This window comes from Allobaculum sp. Allo2 (genome assembly GCF_022701175.1).
GTDB lineage: Bacteria > Bacillota_I > Bacilli_A > Erysipelotrichales > Erysipelotrichaceae > Allobaculum > Allobaculum fili.
Map to the genome: position 1 here is coordinate 1,388,417 of NZ_CP078088.1, position 19,684 is coordinate 1,408,100.

The 19,684-nt window shown below is 49.4% G+C and carries 14 protein-coding genes and 2 rRNA genes; 11 read left to right on the forward strand and 5 right to left on the reverse strand.

Translation table 11 applies throughout. From position 1 onward, the window contains the following. Positions 1-221: 221 nt before the first annotated feature. The 5 genes from KWG61_RS07835 (at position 222) to KWG61_RS07855 (ending at position 10,165) form a co-directional block, all read left to right on the forward strand. Positions 222-1,706 (forward strand): sialidase family protein, encoded by a 1,485-nt coding sequence (locus tag KWG61_RS07835; protein WP_242743377.1) that lies wholly within the window; start codon positions 222-224, stop codon positions 1,704-1,706. Beyond that, complete coding sequence (locus KWG61_RS07840; RefSeq protein ID WP_242743378.1) at positions 1,703-4,285, forward strand: exo-alpha-sialidase; 2,583 nt, start codon at positions 1,703-1,705, stop codon at positions 4,283-4,285. The genes KWG61_RS07835 and KWG61_RS07840 overlap by 4 nt, the downstream gene beginning before the upstream one ends. Positions 4,286-4,592: 307 nt before the next feature. Continuing rightward, positions 4,593-4,859 carry an Rrf2 family transcriptional regulator gene (locus KWG61_RS07845; RefSeq protein WP_242743379.1) on the forward strand — a complete coding sequence of 89 codons (267 nt, stop codon included), beginning with the start codon at positions 4,593-4,595 and terminating at the stop codon, positions 4,857-4,859. Between the two features lie 642 nt (positions 4,860-5,501). Next, positions 5,502-7,026: ribosomal RNA gene (locus KWG61_RS07850) — 16S ribosomal RNA — on the forward strand. Between the two features lie 269 nt (positions 7,027-7,295). After that, positions 7,296-10,165, forward strand: a 23S ribosomal RNA gene (locus KWG61_RS07855). Together the 16S and 23S rRNA genes form the textbook arrangement of a ribosomal RNA operon. A gap of 295 nt (positions 10,166-10,460) precedes the next feature. Here the strand turns inward: KWG61_RS07855 and KWG61_RS07860 are convergent. From KWG61_RS07860 to KWG61_RS07870, 3 genes are read right to left on the reverse strand one after another with little or no spacing between them, the layout of a single operon-like run. Next, a complete protein-coding gene (locus KWG61_RS07860; protein WP_242743380.1) occupies positions 10,461-10,838 on the reverse strand; it encodes a hypothetical protein in 378 nt (125 codons plus the stop codon). A 17-nt stretch (positions 10,839-10,855) separates the two neighbouring features. After that, a complete protein-coding gene (locus KWG61_RS07865) occupies positions 10,856-11,722 on the reverse strand; it encodes a hypothetical protein (RefSeq protein ID WP_242743381.1) in 867 nt (288 codons plus the stop codon). Between the two features lie 44 nt (positions 11,723-11,766). Further along, a complete protein-coding gene (locus tag KWG61_RS07870; protein ID WP_242743382.1) occupies positions 11,767-12,165 on the reverse strand; it encodes a hypothetical protein in 399 nt (132 codons plus the stop codon). A gap of 126 nt (positions 12,166-12,291) precedes the next feature. Between KWG61_RS07870 and tnpB the strand changes: the two genes are divergently transcribed. From tnpB to KWG61_RS07885, 3 genes are all read left to right on the forward strand, one after another. Continuing rightward, positions 12,292-12,678, forward strand: a complete 387-nt coding sequence (tnpB, locus tag KWG61_RS07875; RefSeq protein ID WP_230268547.1) for an IS66 family insertion sequence element accessory protein TnpB — start codon at positions 12,292-12,294, stop codon at positions 12,676-12,678. A 76-nt stretch (positions 12,679-12,754) separates the two neighbouring features. Continuing rightward, positions 12,755-13,213 carry a hypothetical protein gene (locus tag KWG61_RS07880; RefSeq protein WP_242743383.1) on the forward strand — a complete coding sequence of 153 codons (459 nt, stop codon included), beginning with the start codon at positions 12,755-12,757 and terminating at the stop codon, positions 13,211-13,213. Between the two features lie 38 nt (positions 13,214-13,251). Beyond that, a complete protein-coding gene (locus KWG61_RS07885; protein ID WP_242743384.1) occupies positions 13,252-14,610 on the forward strand; it encodes a transposase in 1,359 nt (452 codons plus the stop codon). Between the two features lie 45 nt (positions 14,611-14,655). On the opposite strand, the gene KWG61_RS07890 is transcribed toward KWG61_RS07885, so the two are convergent. After that, the gene (locus tag KWG61_RS07890) at positions 14,656-15,108 is read right to left on the reverse strand and encodes a hypothetical protein (protein WP_242743385.1); all 453 of its coding nucleotides are present in this window, start codon (positions 15,106-15,108) and stop codon (positions 14,656-14,658) included. Positions 15,109-15,303: 195 nt separating this feature from the next. Continuing rightward, positions 15,304-16,953, reverse strand: coding sequence for a TIR domain-containing protein (locus KWG61_RS07895; RefSeq protein ID WP_242743386.1), 1,650 nt, complete (start codon positions 16,951-16,953; stop codon positions 15,304-15,306). A 389-nt stretch (positions 16,954-17,342) separates the two neighbouring features. Between KWG61_RS07895 and KWG61_RS07900 the strand changes: the two genes are divergently transcribed. From KWG61_RS07900 to KWG61_RS07905, 3 genes are read left to right on the forward strand one after another with little or no spacing between them, the layout of a single operon-like run. Beyond that, a complete protein-coding gene (locus KWG61_RS07900; RefSeq protein ID WP_242743387.1) occupies positions 17,343-19,013 on the forward strand; it encodes a hypothetical protein in 1,671 nt (556 codons plus the stop codon). Further along, positions 18,971-19,105: a hypothetical protein gene (locus tag KWG61_RS16185; RefSeq protein ID WP_256460646.1), complete on the forward strand. Its 135-nt coding sequence runs from the start codon at positions 18,971-18,973 to the stop codon at positions 19,103-19,105. Before KWG61_RS07900 ends, KWG61_RS16185 begins: the two co-directional genes overlap by 43 nt. Then, positions 19,096-19,521, forward strand: coding sequence for a hypothetical protein (locus KWG61_RS07905; RefSeq protein ID WP_242743388.1), 426 nt, complete (start codon positions 19,096-19,098; stop codon positions 19,519-19,521). The genes KWG61_RS16185 and KWG61_RS07905 overlap by 10 nt, the downstream gene beginning before the upstream one ends. Positions 19,522-19,684 lie beyond the last annotated feature (163 nt).

Consider the following 19,684-nt stretch of genomic DNA (forward strand, 5'->3'; position numbering starts at 1 on the left):
TATACACCGAAAAGCGGATGAAAACGCCTTCAAAAAAGTTTATCCTATCTTTATACCTATCATTTCGGCTGGATCATCGGGCACTTCTGACCGAAATGGGACAGTTCTGTTTCTTCTCAACGATTAGGGCAAGTCTGAAGGAGGGGCAGAACCGGATATCAAAGGAAAGGAAACTTCATGAAAAACGAATCTGTTCCGTCCTTCTGGCTGCAGCACTCGCCATGCCTTCCGTAATGCCGTCCTACACACTCACGGCATTCGCGCAAGAGCAGAACGAAACTGCGCCGCAGGCGGATACAACTCTGCTGTACAGCCATGACGATCTGGTCACACTCAATAACGGGGACAATCCTCTTACCGTCACGGATGTTGCGGAACTCGCGAAATTTGCTGCACTCGAAAGCTTCACCTTTGAAACGAGCTTTACCTGCACCAATGCGCTTTCTACCGTGTTCTTTATCGGCAATTCTTCCCAGAACTCGCACTATATGAACGTCTTTGTGACGAATGGCGGTACCGTGGGCATCGAAACCCTGACAGCCAGCGGTCAGAAACCAGTCGATACAAGAGTGGCACTCACGAACACAAGCTTTGGTGAAGAACATCTCCTTGCGGTTTCGTTCGATGCAAAATCGACGGTGAAATTTTATATCGACGGAAAACTGGTTCATTCCGCGAATGTAACTGCGAACGCGGTTAAGGATGTTCTCAGCGGTGTCGACTACGTTGGATTTGGCAAGGGAAATCGCGCAAGCGGAGGAAACAACTATCCGATGAGCGGAACGCTGAAAAATATCCGCGTTTACTCGGATGCAAGATCCGGAGAGCAGATCATTCAGGATCAGCTTGGAAACCTCGCAACTACTGCCTATTCCGGCGGTTCTGTCTATGATGCGAACGCTGCCAGAAAGACGGATACGAGCACGGAAAGTATTGATTCCCTTAAGGATATGACCGAAGGCACCTGGGCGGTACGCTTCCGCATGGACGGATCCAAAACGAATGGACTGAGCTATCTGGCTTCCTTCTCTCAGGGAAGCGTCCGGGATAATTTTGTCTCTCTGTACCTTCACTACTACAACAATGAATGGCGTGCCGGAATTGATGCACCAGGCAAGAATATCGGCGCATATAAAGTCATTCCTGACACAATCAACGTAACGGATCAGCACTGGCACGATCTGATCGCAGTTCGCTCCGGAAATAACTGGACATTCTATCTTGATGGACAGTCTCTGGGAACGGCATCCAGCACAGATGCAGGCTGGTTTAATAAGATCACTGCCCCCGATACGATTTCGTACGGTTTCTGCAAGAGATCTCAGGCAGACATCATGAACCCGTTTGGCGGATCGATTGAAAGCATAAAGGTTTATCCGGGAGTTCTGAACGCAATAGAAGCTCAGCTCGCTTCAGAAAGTCTTTCCCTTTCTGGGCAGACTACCGTTAAGGACGGCTATCTGTCCGATAAGACAACACTGTTTGAAGTCGGCTATGACAAATCTGCAGCTTATCGTATTCCTTCGCTGATTACGACCGACAAGGGTACCGTGATCGCGGGTATTGATAAACGAAACGACGGCTTTGCCGACCAGGGAAATATCGACCTGGCCATTCGTCGTAAAGAAAGCGGCAGTACGGAATTTGATGATCCGATTATTATCAGCGACCTGCTTAAAAGCAGGGCGGAAAATCCGCAGTTATGATCGACTCTCTGATGATGCAGGATCTCGACGAAGATTCGCCGCACAAAGGACGCATCCATCTGCTGGTCGACATGTTTACCCAGTCCAACGCAGCGATGGAATCTGGAAACCAGGAAAACGGCGACCAGTATCTTCATATTGGAAACAACGCTTACAGAGCGGTTTATAAAGACGGGGAATCACAGCCCTACGCAGTCGTTGAAGAAGACGGCTACGGTATCGTCTATACGACTACCGGAAGCGGCGATTCCATTCAGCTCGGTACAAAGACGGACTACACCGTAACGCTTCATGGACCGCAGCCGTTTACAACGCTTGGAAACCTGTACAAAAACGGAGAATACGCCGGCAATATCTTCATGAACGAAGACGGCCCAGACAAGGGCGAACTGCATATGAAGAAACATATGAGCATCTGGCATTTCTATTCCGATGATGACGGCAAGACCTGGTCTGAACCGCAGAACATTACGCCAATGGCCAAGGAATCCTGGATGACATTCTTCGGAACCGGCCCCGGCCGCGGTCTGCAGCTGACGAATGGCCGTCTGGTAGCACCAATCTATACCGCAACGAAAAATAACTTTGGCGGTTCGCAGTATTCCGCCACAATCGTATCGGATGACTTTGGCGAAACCTGGAAGCTGAAAAATTCTCCAGTACAGGACGTATGGGGATATGACCGTTCTCAGGGTAACGGAAACATCTTAACCGAAGCCCAGTGCGTTCAGCTTAAGAACAGCGACGTGCTGATGTTCATGCGGGCTACCGGAGGCAAAGTGAAAGTGGCCCGTTCCACAGACAACTGCGAAAGCTGGGAATCGATCGAAGATACTCCGATCGCCAACGTATACTGCCAGCTTTCTGCCATCAGCTATACCGGTAAAGACGGCAAGGAACGCGTAATGATCGCTACACCGGCCGGACCTGCCCGTACGCATGGCGTAGTCACCGTCGGCGAAGTTCAGGAAGACGGTTCGATCGATTGGCAGATCGATAAAGCCAAACTAATGGAGCCCACGGGTTACGCTTATTCCTGCCTGACCGAAATCGCTCCGGCAGAAGATGGAACCAAGCGCTTTGCGAACTTCTATGAGCTGAATAACGATCCAATCGTTATGACCTATGTGGAATTCGATGAAAATTATCTGTATTCCGACGAAGAAGCGATCGAAAACAAGGCACCGGAACTGACCTTCACTTCTGCGAAGATGGTCGATGGAAAACTCGTTGTCGAAGCTTCGGCGGATCAGACCGTATTTGCGGCAGGCGATGTGAAACTGCAGGTCAGCTGCGAAGACGAAACTGCAGAACTTGCCCTCAAGTCGGGAAGCGGTTCGACTTCTCTCGTTTTTGAAGGCGATATCCCATCTGACTGGACGTATGCGAGCGCCGATTCTCTCAAAGAAGGCGCTGAACTGAGCAACGTATACGGTAAAGCCGCAGTGATGACAAAGCAGGATCTGATCGACTTTACGGTTGTTCATCCGGCTTCTATCGTCGCATACACCTCACAGTTCTCTGACTCCACAGCGGAAAATGCCGATGGTGCAGCTGTAAACATTATTGACGGCAATGAGAAAACGTACTGGCATTCTCACTACAACAATTCACAGGTTATGCCGCAGGTGATTACCTTTGATATGGGCAAGGAAGTTACCGTCGTTCAGATGAACTTCCTGAACCGCCAGACGAGCACCAATGCCATCTGTAAAGACTTCCTTCTGGAAAGCAGTACAGATGGACAAAACTGGACGGAAGTTCTGGATTCGACAATGCCGAATACGCAGAAATGGATTCATGTTGCTCTTCCGGAAACCACAGCACGTTACTTCCGCTTCTCGGAAAAGAACAACTACAGCAGCAATCTCTGGGCTACCATCGCTGAGCTCTCCTTTAATACGCCAGGCGGAATCGACACACGGGCTGGAGACTTCAGTGCCCTGTCCAATCTCGTAGGCAGAGTCAAGGGCATGGAAGACGGTATGACAAAGGCTTCCTGGGACAACACCAAAGTCGTTCTGGAAAAAGCGGAAGCCATGATCACTGCAAACAACGCCAGCCAGAGCGAAATCGATGCGACTCTGCAGGATCTGCGTGACGTATCCCGTCAGCTCACCACCAAGTCCTTCCTCCAGAAGGAAATCGACCGCTTCAATGACCTCAATGCATCCGACTACACGGCTGCTTCCTGGAAGAACTATACCGATATCCGTACGGAAACGATGAATACGATCGATCAGATCGAAACGCCGATTGATATGGATCGCAAGCTGATGAAACTGGCCAATGCGCGTCTGGATCTGGAAGCCTACGTTCCGGTAACTGTGGATAAGTCTCAGCTGCAGACTGCATTCAACAAAGCCTATGCTCTGGACTTCACACAGTTCAAGGATGGATATAAAGCTCTCGAAGATAAGAAGGCCGAATATCAGGCCCTTCTGAATTCGGATGAAGCGACACAGGAAGAAGTAAACGCCAAAGCGAAAGAGATCAACAATCAGCTGCTGGCTCTTCGCCTGAAATCAAATTCCGAAAAGCTTTCCGGCATCAAAAATAAGGATCAAGGCTTGAGATAAATCCGTTTCCAAATCCATATGGAACGGTAAGATTTTTCAAAAGCAGTAAGGCTGCTGCCTGTCGACGGATTCTATTCCGTTCACCGGCAGCAGCCTTTTGTATGGACACCGATTCGAAGGAATCGGAGTCCGTCCCGATGAGAAAAAGAGAAAGAAGAATTTCCAACGTCTGTTTTTAAACTTCACATAGTGGCTAATTTATGTAACCTGCACAATGAATCTGAAACCGCCGGCCGCTATAATGTATTAATAAAAGGGAATGATTAGTTCATTTCGAAATCTGCGATCAGGAAAGGAAGTGACCTGTATGATTTCTACCCGTGGACGCTATGCCCTGCGCGTTATGCTTGAACTGGCGAAAGGCGATCCGGATCAATGGATTTCCTTAGACTCCATTGCTCAGACACAGCACATGTCGAAGAAATATCTGGAAAGCATTATTCGTTCGCTCGCAGCGGATGGATATGTTCAGGGACTGCGAGGAAAAGGCGGCGGCTATCGCCTTCTGAGGAAACCAGAAGATATTCGCCTGAGCGAAATTCTTCGCAGTGCTGAGGAAGTCTGGAATCGGTAGCCTGTCTGCGAAATCCCGATTATGTCTGTGATCGAAAAGCGGAATGTGAAACGCTGCCGCTGTGGATCCGCTTCGACGGTATGGTGAACGACTTTTTGACGGACTGACGCTCCAGGATCTGGTCGATGGAAACATCTGATTGCGCAGGCCCTGATCCCGAACGAGCCGTGAAGAAGGGCAATAAGTTGACATTCTTTTTCGAATGACCTAAGCTTAGGAAGCTGTGTTTCTGGAAAGCCGAAAATAAACAGCGGCAGAAAGAAATAAGCCGACTATACGTGAAATTGGTTAAAAATTCACAAATAATGCTTGCATCGCCTGGATGCCCGTGTTATTATAGTTGAGCGCTCAGGGAAATCGCTTCTCTCAGTCGTCAAATCACCTTTAGATATCTAAGAAAACAGCTTAAGTGAAAATCTTGAAGAATTTCACGAATAACTGTTGACAGAAATTTCTGACGATGATAGGATAAACAAGCCTTGTGAGAGACATTGATCTTCTCGCAAACAGATGGCTCTTTGAAAACTTTACAGACAGATCAAGAAATTCTGAAATACACAACGTCGATTCTTAAAATCACAAAAATACTCGAACAATCATTTATTTTCGAAACATTAAACGCATAAGCGTTTGAGTCAATATCAAATGGAGAGTTTGATCCTGGCTCAGGATGAACGCTGGCGGCATGCCTAATACATGCAAGTCGAACGGATATCTTCGGATATCAGTGGCGAACGGGTGAGTAACACGTAGATAACCTGCCCATACCCGGGGATACGCTTTGGAAACGAAGTCTAAAACCCCATAGGAAAGAAGAAGGCATCTTCTTCTTTTGAAACAGGCGTTTGCCTGGGGACGGATGGATCTGCGGTGCATTAGTTAGTTGGCGAGGTAACAGCTCACCAAGACGATGATGCATAGCCGGCCTGAGAGGGCGATCGGCCACACTGGGACTGAGACACGGCCCAGACTCCTGCGGGAGGCAGCAGTAGGGAATTTTCGTCAATGGGCGCAAGCCTGAACGAGCAATGCCGCGTGAGCGAAGAAGGTCTTCGGATCGTAAAACTCTGTTGCGGGGGAAAAAGGAAGGAAAGAGGAAATGCTTTTCTTTTGATGGTACCCCGCCAGAAAGTCACGGCTAACTACGTGCCAGCAGCCGCGGTAATACGTAGGTGGCAAGCGTTATCCGGAATGATTGGGCGTAAAGGGTGCGCAGGCTGCGCGTCAAGTCTGAAGTGAAAGGTACGGGCTTAACCGGTACAGGCTTTGGAAACTGGCACGCTAGAGGACAGGAGAGGGCGGTGGAACTCCATGTGTAGCGGTAAAATGCGTAGATATATGGAAGAACACCAGTTGCGAAGGCGACCGCCTGGACTGTTGCTGACGCTCAGGCACGAAAGCGTGGGGAGCAAATAGGATTAGATACCCTAGTAGTCCACGCCCTAAACGATGAGGAGCAGGTGTCGGAGGGAGGACCCCGGTGCCGAAGCTAACGCAGTGACTCCTCCGCCTGGGGAGTATGCACGCAAGTGTGAAACTCAAAGGAATTGACGGGGCCCGCACAAGCGGTGGAGTATGTGGTTTAATTCGAAGCAACGCGAAGAACCTTACCAGGCCTTGACATAGGACGCAAAGACTTAGAGATAAGTTGGAGGTTACCGTCCATACAGGTGGTGCATGGTTGTCGTCAGCTCGTGTCGTGAGATGTTCAGTTAAGTCTGGCAACGAGCGCAACCCTCGTGATATGTTGCTACCATTGAGTTGAGAACTCATATCAGACTGCCGGTGACAAACCGGAGGAAGGCGGGGATGACGTCAAATCATCATGCCCCTTATGGCCTGGGCTACACACGTACTACAATGGCGTCTACAAAGGGAAGCGAACCTGTGAAGGGAAGCGAACCCCATAAAAGACGTCCCAGTTCGGATTGAAGTCTGCAACCCGACTTCATGAAGTTGGAATCGCTAGTAATCGCGGATCAGCATGCCGCGGTGAATACGTTCCCGGGCCTTGTACACACCGCCCGTCAAACCATGGAAGCCGGCAACGCCCGAAGCCGACGGCATAACCCTTAAAGGGAGTGAGTCGTCTAAGGCGGGGCCGACGACTGGGGTTAAGTCGTAACAAGGTATCCCTACGGGAACGTGGGGATGGATCACCTCCTTTCTAAGGAGAAAGTACAAGGAAGTCCATTGGTGAAAGCCGATGGCAAAGAGTAATGAGTGAGGATTTGTCTGTGAGGTTTTGGAAGAGCGATCTTCCAGAGAATGGATCTTTGAAAAACGAGCATCAGTAAGAAGACATAACAGAAGGTCTAACGAAAAGTTGAAGAGTAATAAAGATTTAACCGAAAGTTGGAAACAGTTAGTGGAACAGTTCTTACGAAATAGAAAAATCTCGAAACAAGCATAACTAGAACCAAAGTTAGAGAACTAGATCAAGCAAGGAAGGGCGTACGGAGGATGCCTTGCCACTCTTGAATGATGAAGGACGCGCCAGGCTGCGAAAAGCCGTGCCGAGCTGTCAGGGAAGCGACGACACACGGATATCCGAATGGGGAACCCGGCTGGTTTTATAGCCAGCCATCCATGCAAATGGAGAGAAACCCGGTGAACTGAAACATCTAAGTAGCCGGAGGAAAAGAAAACAAAAGTGATTTTCCGAGTAGCGGCGAGCGAAAGGAAAGAGCCCAAACCATAGCGATATGGGGTTGTAGGACCGCTGGAAATGAAAGACGAGCGAACGGGAACGCGATGGAAAGCGCGGACAGAGAAGGTGAAATCCCTGTACCGGCAAGCGAGTCGAGTAAGGAGCGGAATCCTGAGTACAACGGGACACGTGAAATCCTGTTGGAAGCAGGCGGGACCATCCGCCAAGGCTAAATAAGTAAGAGTGAGCGATAGAGAAGAGTACCGTGAGGGAAAGGTGAAAAGAACCGCGCAAGCGGAGTGAAAGAGAACCTGAAACCGTATGCCTGCAAGAAGTCAGAGCCCGACCAAGGGTGATGGCGTGCCTTTGTAGAATGAACCGGCGAGTTGCTTTTGAATGCAAGGTTAAGCGGGAAAACGCGAAGCCGAAGCGAAAGCGAGTCTTAAGAGGGCGGCAAGTAGTCAGGAGCAGACCCGAAACCGGGTGATCTAGCCATGGGCAGGTTGAAGCAGAGGTGAAACTTTGTGGAGGACCGAACCGACCATCGTTGAAAAGCTGGCGGATGACCTGTGGCTGGCGGAGAAATTCCAATCGAACCCGGAGATAGCTGGTTCTCCCCGAAATAGCTTTAGGGCTAGCGTCAATGTTATGGCTGCGGAGGTAGAGCGCTGAATTCATGATGGCCCCATCCCGGGGTACTGAATGGAATCAAACTTACGAATGCCGCAGCGGGAAGTCGTTGGCAGTCAGAGTGCGGGTGATAAGGTCCGTGCTCAAGAGGGAAACAGCCCAGACCGCCGTTTAAGGCCCCAAAATGACAGCTCAGTGGAAAAGGATGTGGGGACGCACGGACAACTAGGAGGTTGGCTCAGAAGCAGCCATCCTTGAAAGAGTGCGTAACAGCTCACTAGTCGAGTGGCCCTGCGCCGAAAATGTACCGGGGCTAAGCTGTCTGCCGAAAGCGCGGATTAAGTACTGAAGTATTTAGTGGTAGGGGAGCGTTGCATGTTCATTGAAGCATTACCGTAAGGGGATGTGGAGGACATGGAAGTGAGAATGCCGGTGTGAGTAGCGAGATGCAGGTGAGAATCCTGCACACCGAAAGCCCAAGGATTCCGGGGAAGGTTCGTCCGCCCCGGGTCAGTCGGGACCTAATGCGCAGCCGACAGGCGAAGCAGATGGAAAGCAGGCGAAGATTCCTGCACCTGAGATAAAGGCGATGGAGTGACAAAGACGGGAAGTGTGACCCTCTTAATGGATTGAGGGCGAAGCGCGGCAGTACCGGTCCAGGCAAATCCGGACCAGGAGGTACAGAGCGTTAGAGGTAAGCGAAATCCTTGGAAAGTAGCGAAGCACATGGAGCGGCTTTCAAGAAAAGCTTCTAGCGATACTTTATCTTGGCCCGTACCAAAACCGACACAGGTGGGCGGCAAGAGAATTGTAAGGTGAGCGAGAGAACTGTTGCCAAGGAACTCGGCAAAATGGCCCCGTACGTTCGCAAGAAGGGGCGCTCGAGAGAGCCGCAGTGAAAAGGCCCAAGCGACTGTTTAACTAAAACACAGCTCTATGCAAAGCCGTAAGGCGAAGTATATGGGGTGACACCTGCCCGGTGCTGGAAGGTTAAGGGGATCTGTGAGTCCGCAAGGAGGAAGCAGTGGTCCGAAGCCCCAGTGAACGGCGGCCGTAACTATAACGGTCCTAAGGTAGCGAAATTCCTTGTCAGGTAAGTTCTGACCCGCACGAAAGGTGAAACGATTTGGGCGCTGTCTCGGCAGCAGACTCGGTGAAATCTTAGTACCTGTGAAAATGCAGGTTACCCGCAACTAGACGGAAAGACCCCATGGAGCTTTACTGCAGCCTGGTATTGGGTTTTGGATGATCATGTACAGGATAGGCGGGAGGCGAAGAAAAGAGTACGCCAGTATTCTTGGAGCCGACGTTGGGATACCGCCCTGATGATTTGAAGCCCTAACATAGAGAGAAACTCATAGACAGTGCCAGGCGGGCAGTTTGACTGGGGCGGTCGCCTCCCAAAGAGTAACGGAGGCGCCCAAAGGTGCGTTCAGTCTGGATGGAAACCAGATATAGAGTGTAAATGCATAAGCGCGCCTGACTGCGAGGCCGACAAGCCGAGCAGGGACGAAAGTCGGGATTAGTGATCCGGCGGTGCCGAATGGAAGGGCCGTCGCTCAACGGATAAAAGCTACCCTGGGGATAACAGGCTGATCCCGCCCAAGAGTTCACATCGACGGCGGGGTTTGGCACCTCGATGTCGGCTCATCGCATCCTGGAGCTGGATTCGGTTCCAAGGGTTGGGCTGTCCGCCCATTAAAGCGGTACGCGAGCTGGGTTCAGAACGTCGTGAGACAGTTCGGTCCCTATCTGTTGTGGGCGCAGGAGATCTGAGGGAAGCTGTCCTTAGTACGAGAGGACCGGGATGGACCTGCCAATGGTGCACCGGTTGTTACGCCAGTAGCATAGCCGGGCAGCCAAGCAGGGATCGGATAAGCGCTGAAAGCATCTAAGCGCGAAGCCGAGCCCAAGATAAGATCTGCGGTATATAAGACCCCTTGAAGACGACAAGGCGATAGGCTGGAGATGGAAGCGAAGCGATTCGTGGAGTTGGCCAGTACTAATCGGTCGAAAGCTTAATCTAAGATTCGAGAAAGCTATACGCAAGAAGCCACTACGGAAACCAACGATGGCGTTAGATCGTTATGTTGGAAGACTGATGTTTGTTTTTGAAAGACCCATTCAAAAAATCTATGTATGGTGGCGATAGCCTGCAGGATACACCCAGAAACATATCGAACCTGGCCAGTTAAGCTGCAGAACGCCGACAATAGCCGCAAGGCAAAGATAGGAAGCTGCCAGACAAAATGAAATCCCCGAAGGAAAAAGGAAAAATCCGATATTCTTCGGGGATTTTTATTGCCGATCCGATCCTTGCGTTATATAAGATCGGGATACAGGGTTTTGAAACGGTTTCGAATGCGGCCAGCCAGCTGAAGGCTTGCCTGCCCGTTCTCGTTCTGCCCCAGCTCGATATAGAGCGTTCCGAGCGTCTGGGCGGTCTGCGCAAACAGATCCAGAATTTCCGGGGCCTCCGTAAGGCGAGTCAGCCTGTAAAACGGATCCACCGCCTGAAAAAGATAATCCGCGGCAAGGGAATCGCTTGAAGTTTCCAGATAGTCCATGCCAACGCAGCACAGAGCACGGGCTCGATATTCCAGACTGATCTCATTTTCTTCAAGCGCCAGGATGTCATTTGAAATCTGAAGCAGTTCTGGTCGAATCTGAGCTATTTTTCCATAATTTCCATTACCCATCTCGATACGGAAAAGGATCAGAAGAGCGCGACAGAGTCTGCAAGGGGTACAAAAGAAGCTCCCTCTTCTTCAATGACCTGCCGACATACATTTACATGATCGATCGCAAACGCTTCTGGATCCGGATCGCCTGCAGCGGCTGTGTCCGCACCATCGTTACAGAGATTGATCAGATCTTCAAAAGCGTCGAACAGCCAGTCCAAATCGCTCAGATCATCTGGATAGACAATTTTCGCTTTTCGAAGTTTCTGCATTTCTACAATCGATTTCTGCAGCCAGACAATACCCTCTGCCGGATCCTCAATTCCCAGGAAGCTTTCTCCGAGCAGATAAAACAGCTGCGCTTTTTCCCAGTAATCGGCTGGGCGGCGGAAAAGCTCGATTGACTTGTCCAGAGCATCCAGGGAAAGGAAAAACAGACCTTGCGCTTTTTCAAAATTCTGCATTTTGCAGGGGAGACAGTACAGTGTTCCATAACGGAGGTACAGATCCGCCAGATCCGAAAGACCTGTAGGTATAGCACTCTGGGAGCAGATCGACTGATAGATTCGGATCGATTCCTGATAACAGGCGACAGCCCGCGTATACATTTCCTTAACTGTATACAAATCGGCCAGAGTCCCATACGCCTGCACAAACGGTTCCTGTGAAGCGAGAGTAAAGAAATAATTCGGATAGAGAGTACGCATCTGGATCAGTTCATAAAGCGTTTCTATGGCATCATCCACCTGCCCAAGACACTGAAACGCCATGGACAAAGAGAAACGAACTGTAACGCGAAGTGCAAGAGTATCCGTGCTCAGCGTATCCTGGGACAGTCGGTCCAGAAGGGAAAGTGCCTTCTGATAATGAAGCACGCTTTGTTCAGGGGATGAATCATTCATAAGGATGTTTCCCCACTGAAGCTGGATCAAAGCCATCTTAAGGATCAAAGTACTTTCCGGTTCAGCTTGATTCCACAAGGTATGACAGAGCTGTTCTGCCTCCTGGAGAAACTGGATTGCTTTTTCTCCTTCAAAATGAGCGATGAAGATCGAAGCCAGCTGAAGAAGAACGTCAATTTGAAAGGGAGAATCACATCGGCTCCGCTCTTATTCTGTATTGCCTGAAGCGTGTGCAGCGTCCTTAAAGAAAGTGCTCTCGCGGTATCAAAATCATAGCCGGGCTCATCCGGGATACTATAGCAGGTGGCCATTCGATACCAGACGATGCTTCTCTGCAAAGCGATGTATTCATTTTCTGCTTCTTTTTCGACAGAGGACAAAAGCGCATCCGCCTGATGCAGATAGTCGAGGCAGCCTGGATAATTATTTTCGGTCATGGCCATCTGGCCGGCGCGTATGAGTGCGATCGCATAGTTGATGGGATTGCCAGGCAGTAAGCGTCAAATAAAAGACGGGTATTTTCTCGACCGCCTCCTTGGGATAATTCCTTTATTCAAGGAGGCTTTTTCATGGAATCAATCATCCCTGCAATCGATCTCGGTATCGATTTCTCCAAAGTTAAAAACATCTATCTGGCTCAGATGCCTGCTGACCTTCGCAAAGGAATTGACGGTTACGTCTCCCTGGTTCAAGGACCTCTCGCTCTGGATCCGCTGGATGGATCCCTCTTTCTCTTCGTTAATCGACAGAAGAACAAGATCAAAGGTATCCTTCGTGACGGAAATGGATTCTGGCTTGTTTATAAGCGACTCTCCAGATCTTCCCTTCAGTGGCCTGTCAGCACTGACCAGTCCGACTTCATGCGAATTGACTGTTCGCAGCTGGCTTCTCTGCTTTCCGGTCTGTCGATTGTTCCCCAGCCGGCATTTCTGCCACGAACTTATAAGTATGTTTAAACCAATTTAAAAGGATGATTTTCTTGAAGGAATATCAAGATAAATCATCCCATTTACTTTATCTATCGCTCTAAATATGTTAAAATTAATACATGATGTGCCGAGCCCTTACCAGACAATCCGCAACGAGCTCCTCGAAGATCTTCATCATCAGATCAGCACCATGACGGAAGAAGAGAAAGACAAATTTATTGAGGATATGTACCTGGATCTCTATTTCGCTAAAGAAATCAATAAAGCCGTGAAAAGCGGCCGCTTTGGTCCTTCTACGGAAAAGATGGTTCCCTTGAAACTGGATTACTCTGAAAACGAGGACGGCGGCCCAGATATCAATATTCTGAATAAACAGCTGGCTCAGCTTGATCTGAAAGCCGATGATTGTTTTAACCGGGCTGCGAAATATCAGGAAGAGGGAGACCGCTATCGTAAAGAAGCTGAAGATTTAAAGCTCAGTTCTGTTGAAGGAAGCAAGAAAAACCTTCCACCAAGTGCAGAAAGCAGGAAGCGGTCAAAGAAACCACTACCTTCAGTGTAGAAGGGGAAAAGCGCATTTGCCCAGTTTGCGGCTGTGAGATGAAAACTGTTGGAATGAAACGTCACTATAGGATTCATCGGATTCCCGCTCGCTATAGGCTGGAAGAAGTGCTGCGTGAGACAGTCGCGTGCCCAAACAAGTGTACGGATGAAAACGGGAAAGCCATCATCCGCACCGCCGAACCTGACGAGCCTGCACTGATCGACAAGAGTGTCGCAACTTCCTCTATGGTCGCGGGAATTGCCTACGATAAGTTCGTAATGGGAACCCCGGCCTATCGTCAGGAAAAGCACCTGAGTCTCACGGGACTGCCGATCAGCCGTCAGACCATGGGCAACATCCTGGAAAAAACTTACGATCTTTATCTGAAGCCCCTCGTAAAACAAATGATTGAGGATCTCCCAAACTGTAACGTCGTCCATATGGATGAGACGGTTTTAAAGTGCACGGAGGTTAAAGATCGAAAACAGTCTTCTATGGTTGTCGCCGTCAGCGGAATCTATGAAGAGAACCAGATGGCTGTCTATAAGTTTTTCCCTTACAAGAAACAGGAGTTCGTAATCGCCCTCCTTGGCGGTTCTTTTCGTCATGCCCTTATGACAGACGGGCTTTATGCATATGCCAACTACTATGGCCCCTGCAGAAAGCTCAACTGTATGGCCCATGCGAGAAGAAAGATCTTCGAAGCCATCAAAGTCCGGTCAGACTTCGCGCAGTATCAGGCAGACGTCCTGAAGTGGGAAAAGACCACACTGGAGAACGACGAAGAGGCCGCAGAAGCGGCAGCCCAGCTGGACGAAACAGAGAGACCCGAACCAAGTCCGGGTCTCCAGATTCTGCTCACAGCCCTGTCTCTGTTCGGGAAGCTCTACCACATCGAATCCCACGTTGCTTCTTACTCGCACGAGGCGAGAACCGAAGTTCGGCAGGAACTTTCAAAGCCCTGCTTTGAAAGACTCACAAGAGTCATGATGGAGATTCAGAGTGGATTCGAGGAAAGAAGCACCGCCTACAGAGCAGCCAAGTACTTCATGGATCGAGCGAACTCGCTGGGAAGGTACCTGGAAGACGGTGATTATCCGATCGACAATAATGTGGCAGAAAGAGCCGTAAAGCCATTCGTGATCAATCGCAAAAACTTCCAGACTACGAAGAGTATCAAAGGTGCGGAAGTCGTCGCAGCGTTTATGACTTTGTTTCGATCGGCTGAAATGAACGACTTAAATCCAGAGCGCTACATGGAGTACGTTCTGGATGAACTCAAATGGTTCAAAGACGATGAAATCGCGGTAGATGTATTGAAGTCACTTCTGCCGTATTCAAAGGATTTACCTGAATATCTTCGAATTGGATACCGTGGACCGGATCCGAAGTATGAAGAAAACGATGAAGAATAAAAAATACGCCAAGCGGGATCTCGAAAGGGATCCCGTTTAGCGTATCTAATATTCAGTCTCGCGTATACCCGTCGATTGTTTGACACTTACGCCAGGCAGTTCATGGCGATCCGAAAGATCCGTATAGATCTGTCTGCACTTTTCACGATATTGGTCTGCCTGAGAAGAATTTCCGAGAACGGAATAGAAAATATCGAGCCTTGAATAAGCCGAGCCAAGGGACATCAGAATATCCGGCAGAGGTTTTGAGGAAGGATAGTTTTCCAGCAGGTATGCTGCACGCAGGCAAAGTTCCATGCCTTCTTGATAGCGGTTCTCGTCATAGCACAGATCGGAGAGATCAAGCAGGGTAACCGCCAGAGAGTTTTGTTCTGAAGGGGAAGGATGAAGGGAGCAGGCTTTTTCATAAAGGGCAATGGCCTTTCGATAACAGGACTCTGCACTGGAAAAATCTTTTGAAGGTAAAATGTTTTTCCCCGGTTTTGTAACAGAGCGCACACAGATGTTCCGTAGCGGCAGTATGCAGATCCTCCAGATTTTCCTGTATGTATTCGATCAGTTTGCGCGCTGTCTCTACTGCCTCATCCACATTCCATGAGGAGTTTTGGAGATAGAGAACAGACTGCCAGGCGCATCCGCACAAATATGTATGAAGCAGAGTCGGATCCTGCGCCGAAAGCTTTATCGCCTGATCTAAGGCCTTTTGACGATCGGGCGAGCTTGTTCCGACCGGTTTCTTTCGCAGAGAAGGTCGGACAAAGTGAGCTCGCAGGTTACCAGAGTACGAATATGCAGAGAAGATTCATCCTGCAAAACAAGACTTTCGAAAATATCCCGTGCCTGTCGATAAAAGGATTCGGCCTGGATCAGGTGCTGCTCTCTTCGTTCCAGTCTTCCCAGGTTGATCAGAAAGAAGCCCAGATCGACTTGGTAGACCGGATGGTTTTCCGCCTGAATCATCTGGCGGTTCAGTCGAATTCCATCTTCCAGGCTGTCTCTGGCCTGTTCCAGCTGATTGAGATAGATGTACTGTTCGCCAATTTTCTGGTAAAAGACGCTTTTCGCACGTATGCAATACAAGGTGTCTTGCAAATTCGTATCCTCGTTGAGCGAAGGGATGCGCTCAAGAAGATTCTGGTCTGCGATTTCTTTTCCCTGCGTATAGAAGAAAATCGCTTCTTCCATCTGATTGTTCTGGGCAAGAATATCGCCTGCCGTTTCACAGGTTTCGATGCCAGGCTGCAGCTGTGCCGCGGCTTTTGCCCATAAAGCTGCCTGATCAAAATCCATACGAACACCAATTCCATCGCGATAGATCTTTACGAGTTCCTGAACAGCAGGGAAATAGTTCTGATCGGCTGCTTTACGGATCAGACGGATGCCTTTTTCATAGTCGATTTCGACATCCAGCCCGTACACATACGCGAGACCGATCAGATAGCAGTTCTTTGGTGTGAACGGCGTATAGTTTTTCTTCAGTTCGAAAAGCTGATTACGAAGATCGTTCGAATGTATCGGATAAACCGTATGGACGCCTGGAAAAACAGCTTCTAACGCCTTACGATTGACGGTTTCATTTTCCATCAGTACCGGCAGAACCTTTTTCTGCAGCTTTACGGCCAGCGGGTACTCGATCTGCCGGACATAGTTTGGCTCGTAGACCATATTGTTCGTTACCGCCAGAGCGAACAGATCGCTTTCCTGAAGACTGTTCTGGATGGAAAGGTCGAAGTTTTCACCGGGCTTCAGGAATTCGTCATACCAGATGGCGATGGTATACAGCTGTTCGTCTTCATGAATGACACGCATGAGCTCCTGCGCTTTCTGGCGATCTTTCTTGCGATAGCTCAGAAAAATCCGGTGCTCGAAGAGGGCGCTGACCTCTTTCTGCAGTTTGTCGTCAAGAAAAGCAGACTCCAGAAATTTCCTGAGTTTCGTTTCGTAGGGGATTTCGGTCACATCGGAAGAAATCGGACAGATTGCCTGGACGGTTCCGCACTTCTCGTTAAATTCTTCGGTTAAAGAAAGGTCCGTCAGTACAGGGAGAAAGGGAATGTTCTTTACCTGAATCATCCGGAAAACCGTTGAAAAAGCGAGACAGTCCCCCTTCAGAAAATTTTCTGTGATCGGAATGACAATCAGGTTCATCAAGGACAGATCGAACACGTAATTGTCGAGATCTTCCGGGTGATCCGGATCCGGATCAAAATAAACTGTGCTTGGACAATAGCGAAGAATATCGTTCGTGATTCTCTCGAACCAAATCGGAAAATCATCTGGATGAGCGGTAAAGTACACTTTGGCTTTGCCATGCGGATTCGAATGCTCAGGTTTCGTTTTCATACATTTCTCCTGTCTGAAGTAAGACTCTTCTTTTACTGTACACAGATCCCGCAAATCAGAAGCATGTTTTTTGACACTCCAGCAAAATCGCATTCCAGCCTGCTCTCTGGGGGACAGAATTCGGATTCCTGCTTTCATCTCTTGCGGGCGGTAAAGCGGAGAGGATGAAGAGCGGCTTCTATAATGAAGCTGACAGGTTTTACCCCAAAAGATGTCCTTTACTACTGGAAATGAGGGAAGAAATGTATGGATTGGAAAAATAATTTTGATCGGGAGACGCTTTTTAACGGCTATTTACTGTTTCGGCAGGGAAGAGTCAGCCCGATTTATCGACAGGGCGATTACTGCTTTGCGATCGTCGATGGAAGAGAAAAGTTCGTGCCCGTCTGGTGGACGATACCATCTCGGATCTGCAGTGCACCTGCCTTCCTTCCAGGGAAGGAAGACTCTGCGCGCACCAAGCGGCCTTTCTCTTTGCGCTGGAAAATACATTAGAAAATCAAAGACAGTCAGCTCCTGCAGCTGCAGAAAATCGGAACCATCCAGAAGAAGAAGAGGAAAAAGACTTCGAAGAGATGGACAGGGAAGCGGACGATTCAAATCGTGCAGATCAGGATCTGGAAACGGAGGAACATACCGAAGCCGATCAAGAGGACACGGATCCGTATTTCGCCGAGCCAGATGAGCCGGAAGATTCCGTTGAACAGTGGAGGCGTCGTTTTGCGCAAAATCCAGGTTTAAGACGCTATCCGTACAATTTGGAAAATACGACAGAAAATTCGAACTCGAATTTCACCAATCCAAATGAATTTGAGCCGGAACAAGCCGCCTCTCCTGCGCAGTCCGAAGACGAATACGAACAGCCGGTCCTCGAACGCCCAGAAACTCCGTGGAAAAACCCGTTTCTGGATTCGCTGCTTAGTCCCCAAGGTCTGTTTGGGCAGGATGAGTCCGAAGCGACAAATCCATATGGAAGAAACAGAGAGGATCATCCCGTCGAATCGGCAATTCCTCCCAAAACGCAAATGCCTCGGGGTGCGGCAGTAACCTCTTTGGCACCAGATAAAGAAGCAATCTCTGGAGCGGATTCAGACGTTTCTGTAAAGGAAAACTTCGGCGCCCAGACGATGGAACCCAAAGCCCCTGTCCAGCCGGAGGAAGAAGCAGAAGATTCTTCAAACACGACTTACAGCGCCGCAAACAAATCCGAAGGCGCAAAAGAGCCAGCTCCCGAAAAAGAAACCGAGCAGCCAAATGTACAGGAGGAGACCTCACGCCAGACAAGCCAGACTTCGTTTGAAGCATCGATTGACTATTCCAGCCTTTCGTCTCTGGTCGATTCGTTCTCACTGGAAGATCTTGCCGGTCTTGTGAAGGAATACGGAACGATGCATCCCGAAATGCAGGACTTCCTGACCGCAAGCATCGCCAAATCGCATGCTGAAGAGGCACAGGATCTTCTGGAACGTCGGGCGATGCAGAAGATTGCTGAAATTTTGCAGGATCATCCGGAAAGCCGCTGCGGAAGCCGAGAAATCCGCAGCTTTGAAAACTGGATGGAAGAGCAGTGCGATGTCCTGGTCCGCAATGGCTCCGCCATTCTGGCTGCAGAACTGCTGGAAAGCATCCTCCTGACGCTGGAACGAACCGCGACCGTATCGAACGCGTCGTTTGTTCTGTCCTGCGGCGAATTTGTTCTGGATCTTTTAGAGAAAATTGCGCTCCGGGCCGAACCGGCATTAATTAAAGAGCTGTTTTCCTGGATCGAATACCAGCTGGAAGCCAATAACCTTCCGGATTTCAAGGACCGTCTCGTGACCCTGACGGAACGCAACTGTTTTGATATCGCCGATTTGCAGGAAGTGCGATACCAGTCTCTCGTCCGTCTGTACGGAACGTCGCGAAAAGAAGGCAAACTGCATGCCTACCGGGATCGTCTGCTTCGTTCCATTCTGGATCTCGAAAAGAAAATCCGGAATATGAACGCGCCACATCCGCTTTTGAAAAAACGTACGGAATGCTTCCGGAAGTTCTCATTCTCAAGGCGGTCGATGCGCTGAATGAAAACGATCCGAAAGAAGCCGTCCAGCTTCTGAATCAGAGCCGGCGCAAGGGAATGAGCGCTTCTGAGGAAGAAAAGTCATGCGGCTGATGATTCAGGCGCAGCTTAAACTTTCCCATCCGGAAAAGGCCGTCCAGGAGCTTTACGAACTGATCTTTGTTTTACAAAACGGACGGCTCGAAGATCTCCAGCTTCTTCATGAACTGGATTCGAACGATCAGTGGAAAGACGATCTGGAAAAGATTGAAAAGAGCGTGGATGAAGACGTACTGATTGAACTGTACGATTTCCTGAAGGAAGACGAAAAGCTTCTCGATCTGATGGAAAAATCGAAAAACTATTACCACCTCTCGCGTTTTGCAGACCGTCTGTCGGGTGTTGACCCGGATCGAACCGCCGCTCTTTGGCTGAACTATGCAAAGAGAGTGCGGCAAGCGCGCATTCGAGAAAAGCGTATCGCCGAAGTGCCATCGCTTTTGAGAAAGCGTCTCAAAGCGAAACATTAAAGGATCAGGTAAAGGAAGCTGTTCATAAGACAAGAGAAGACCACCGTCGCCAGCATGCCTTTATCGAAGAACTCGATCGTCTTGGCATTGTCAAATAGAACCCGGCCGACTAGATCTGTTAAAAATGAATCCAACAAAAAACGGGACTTCCGTTCTGCATCAT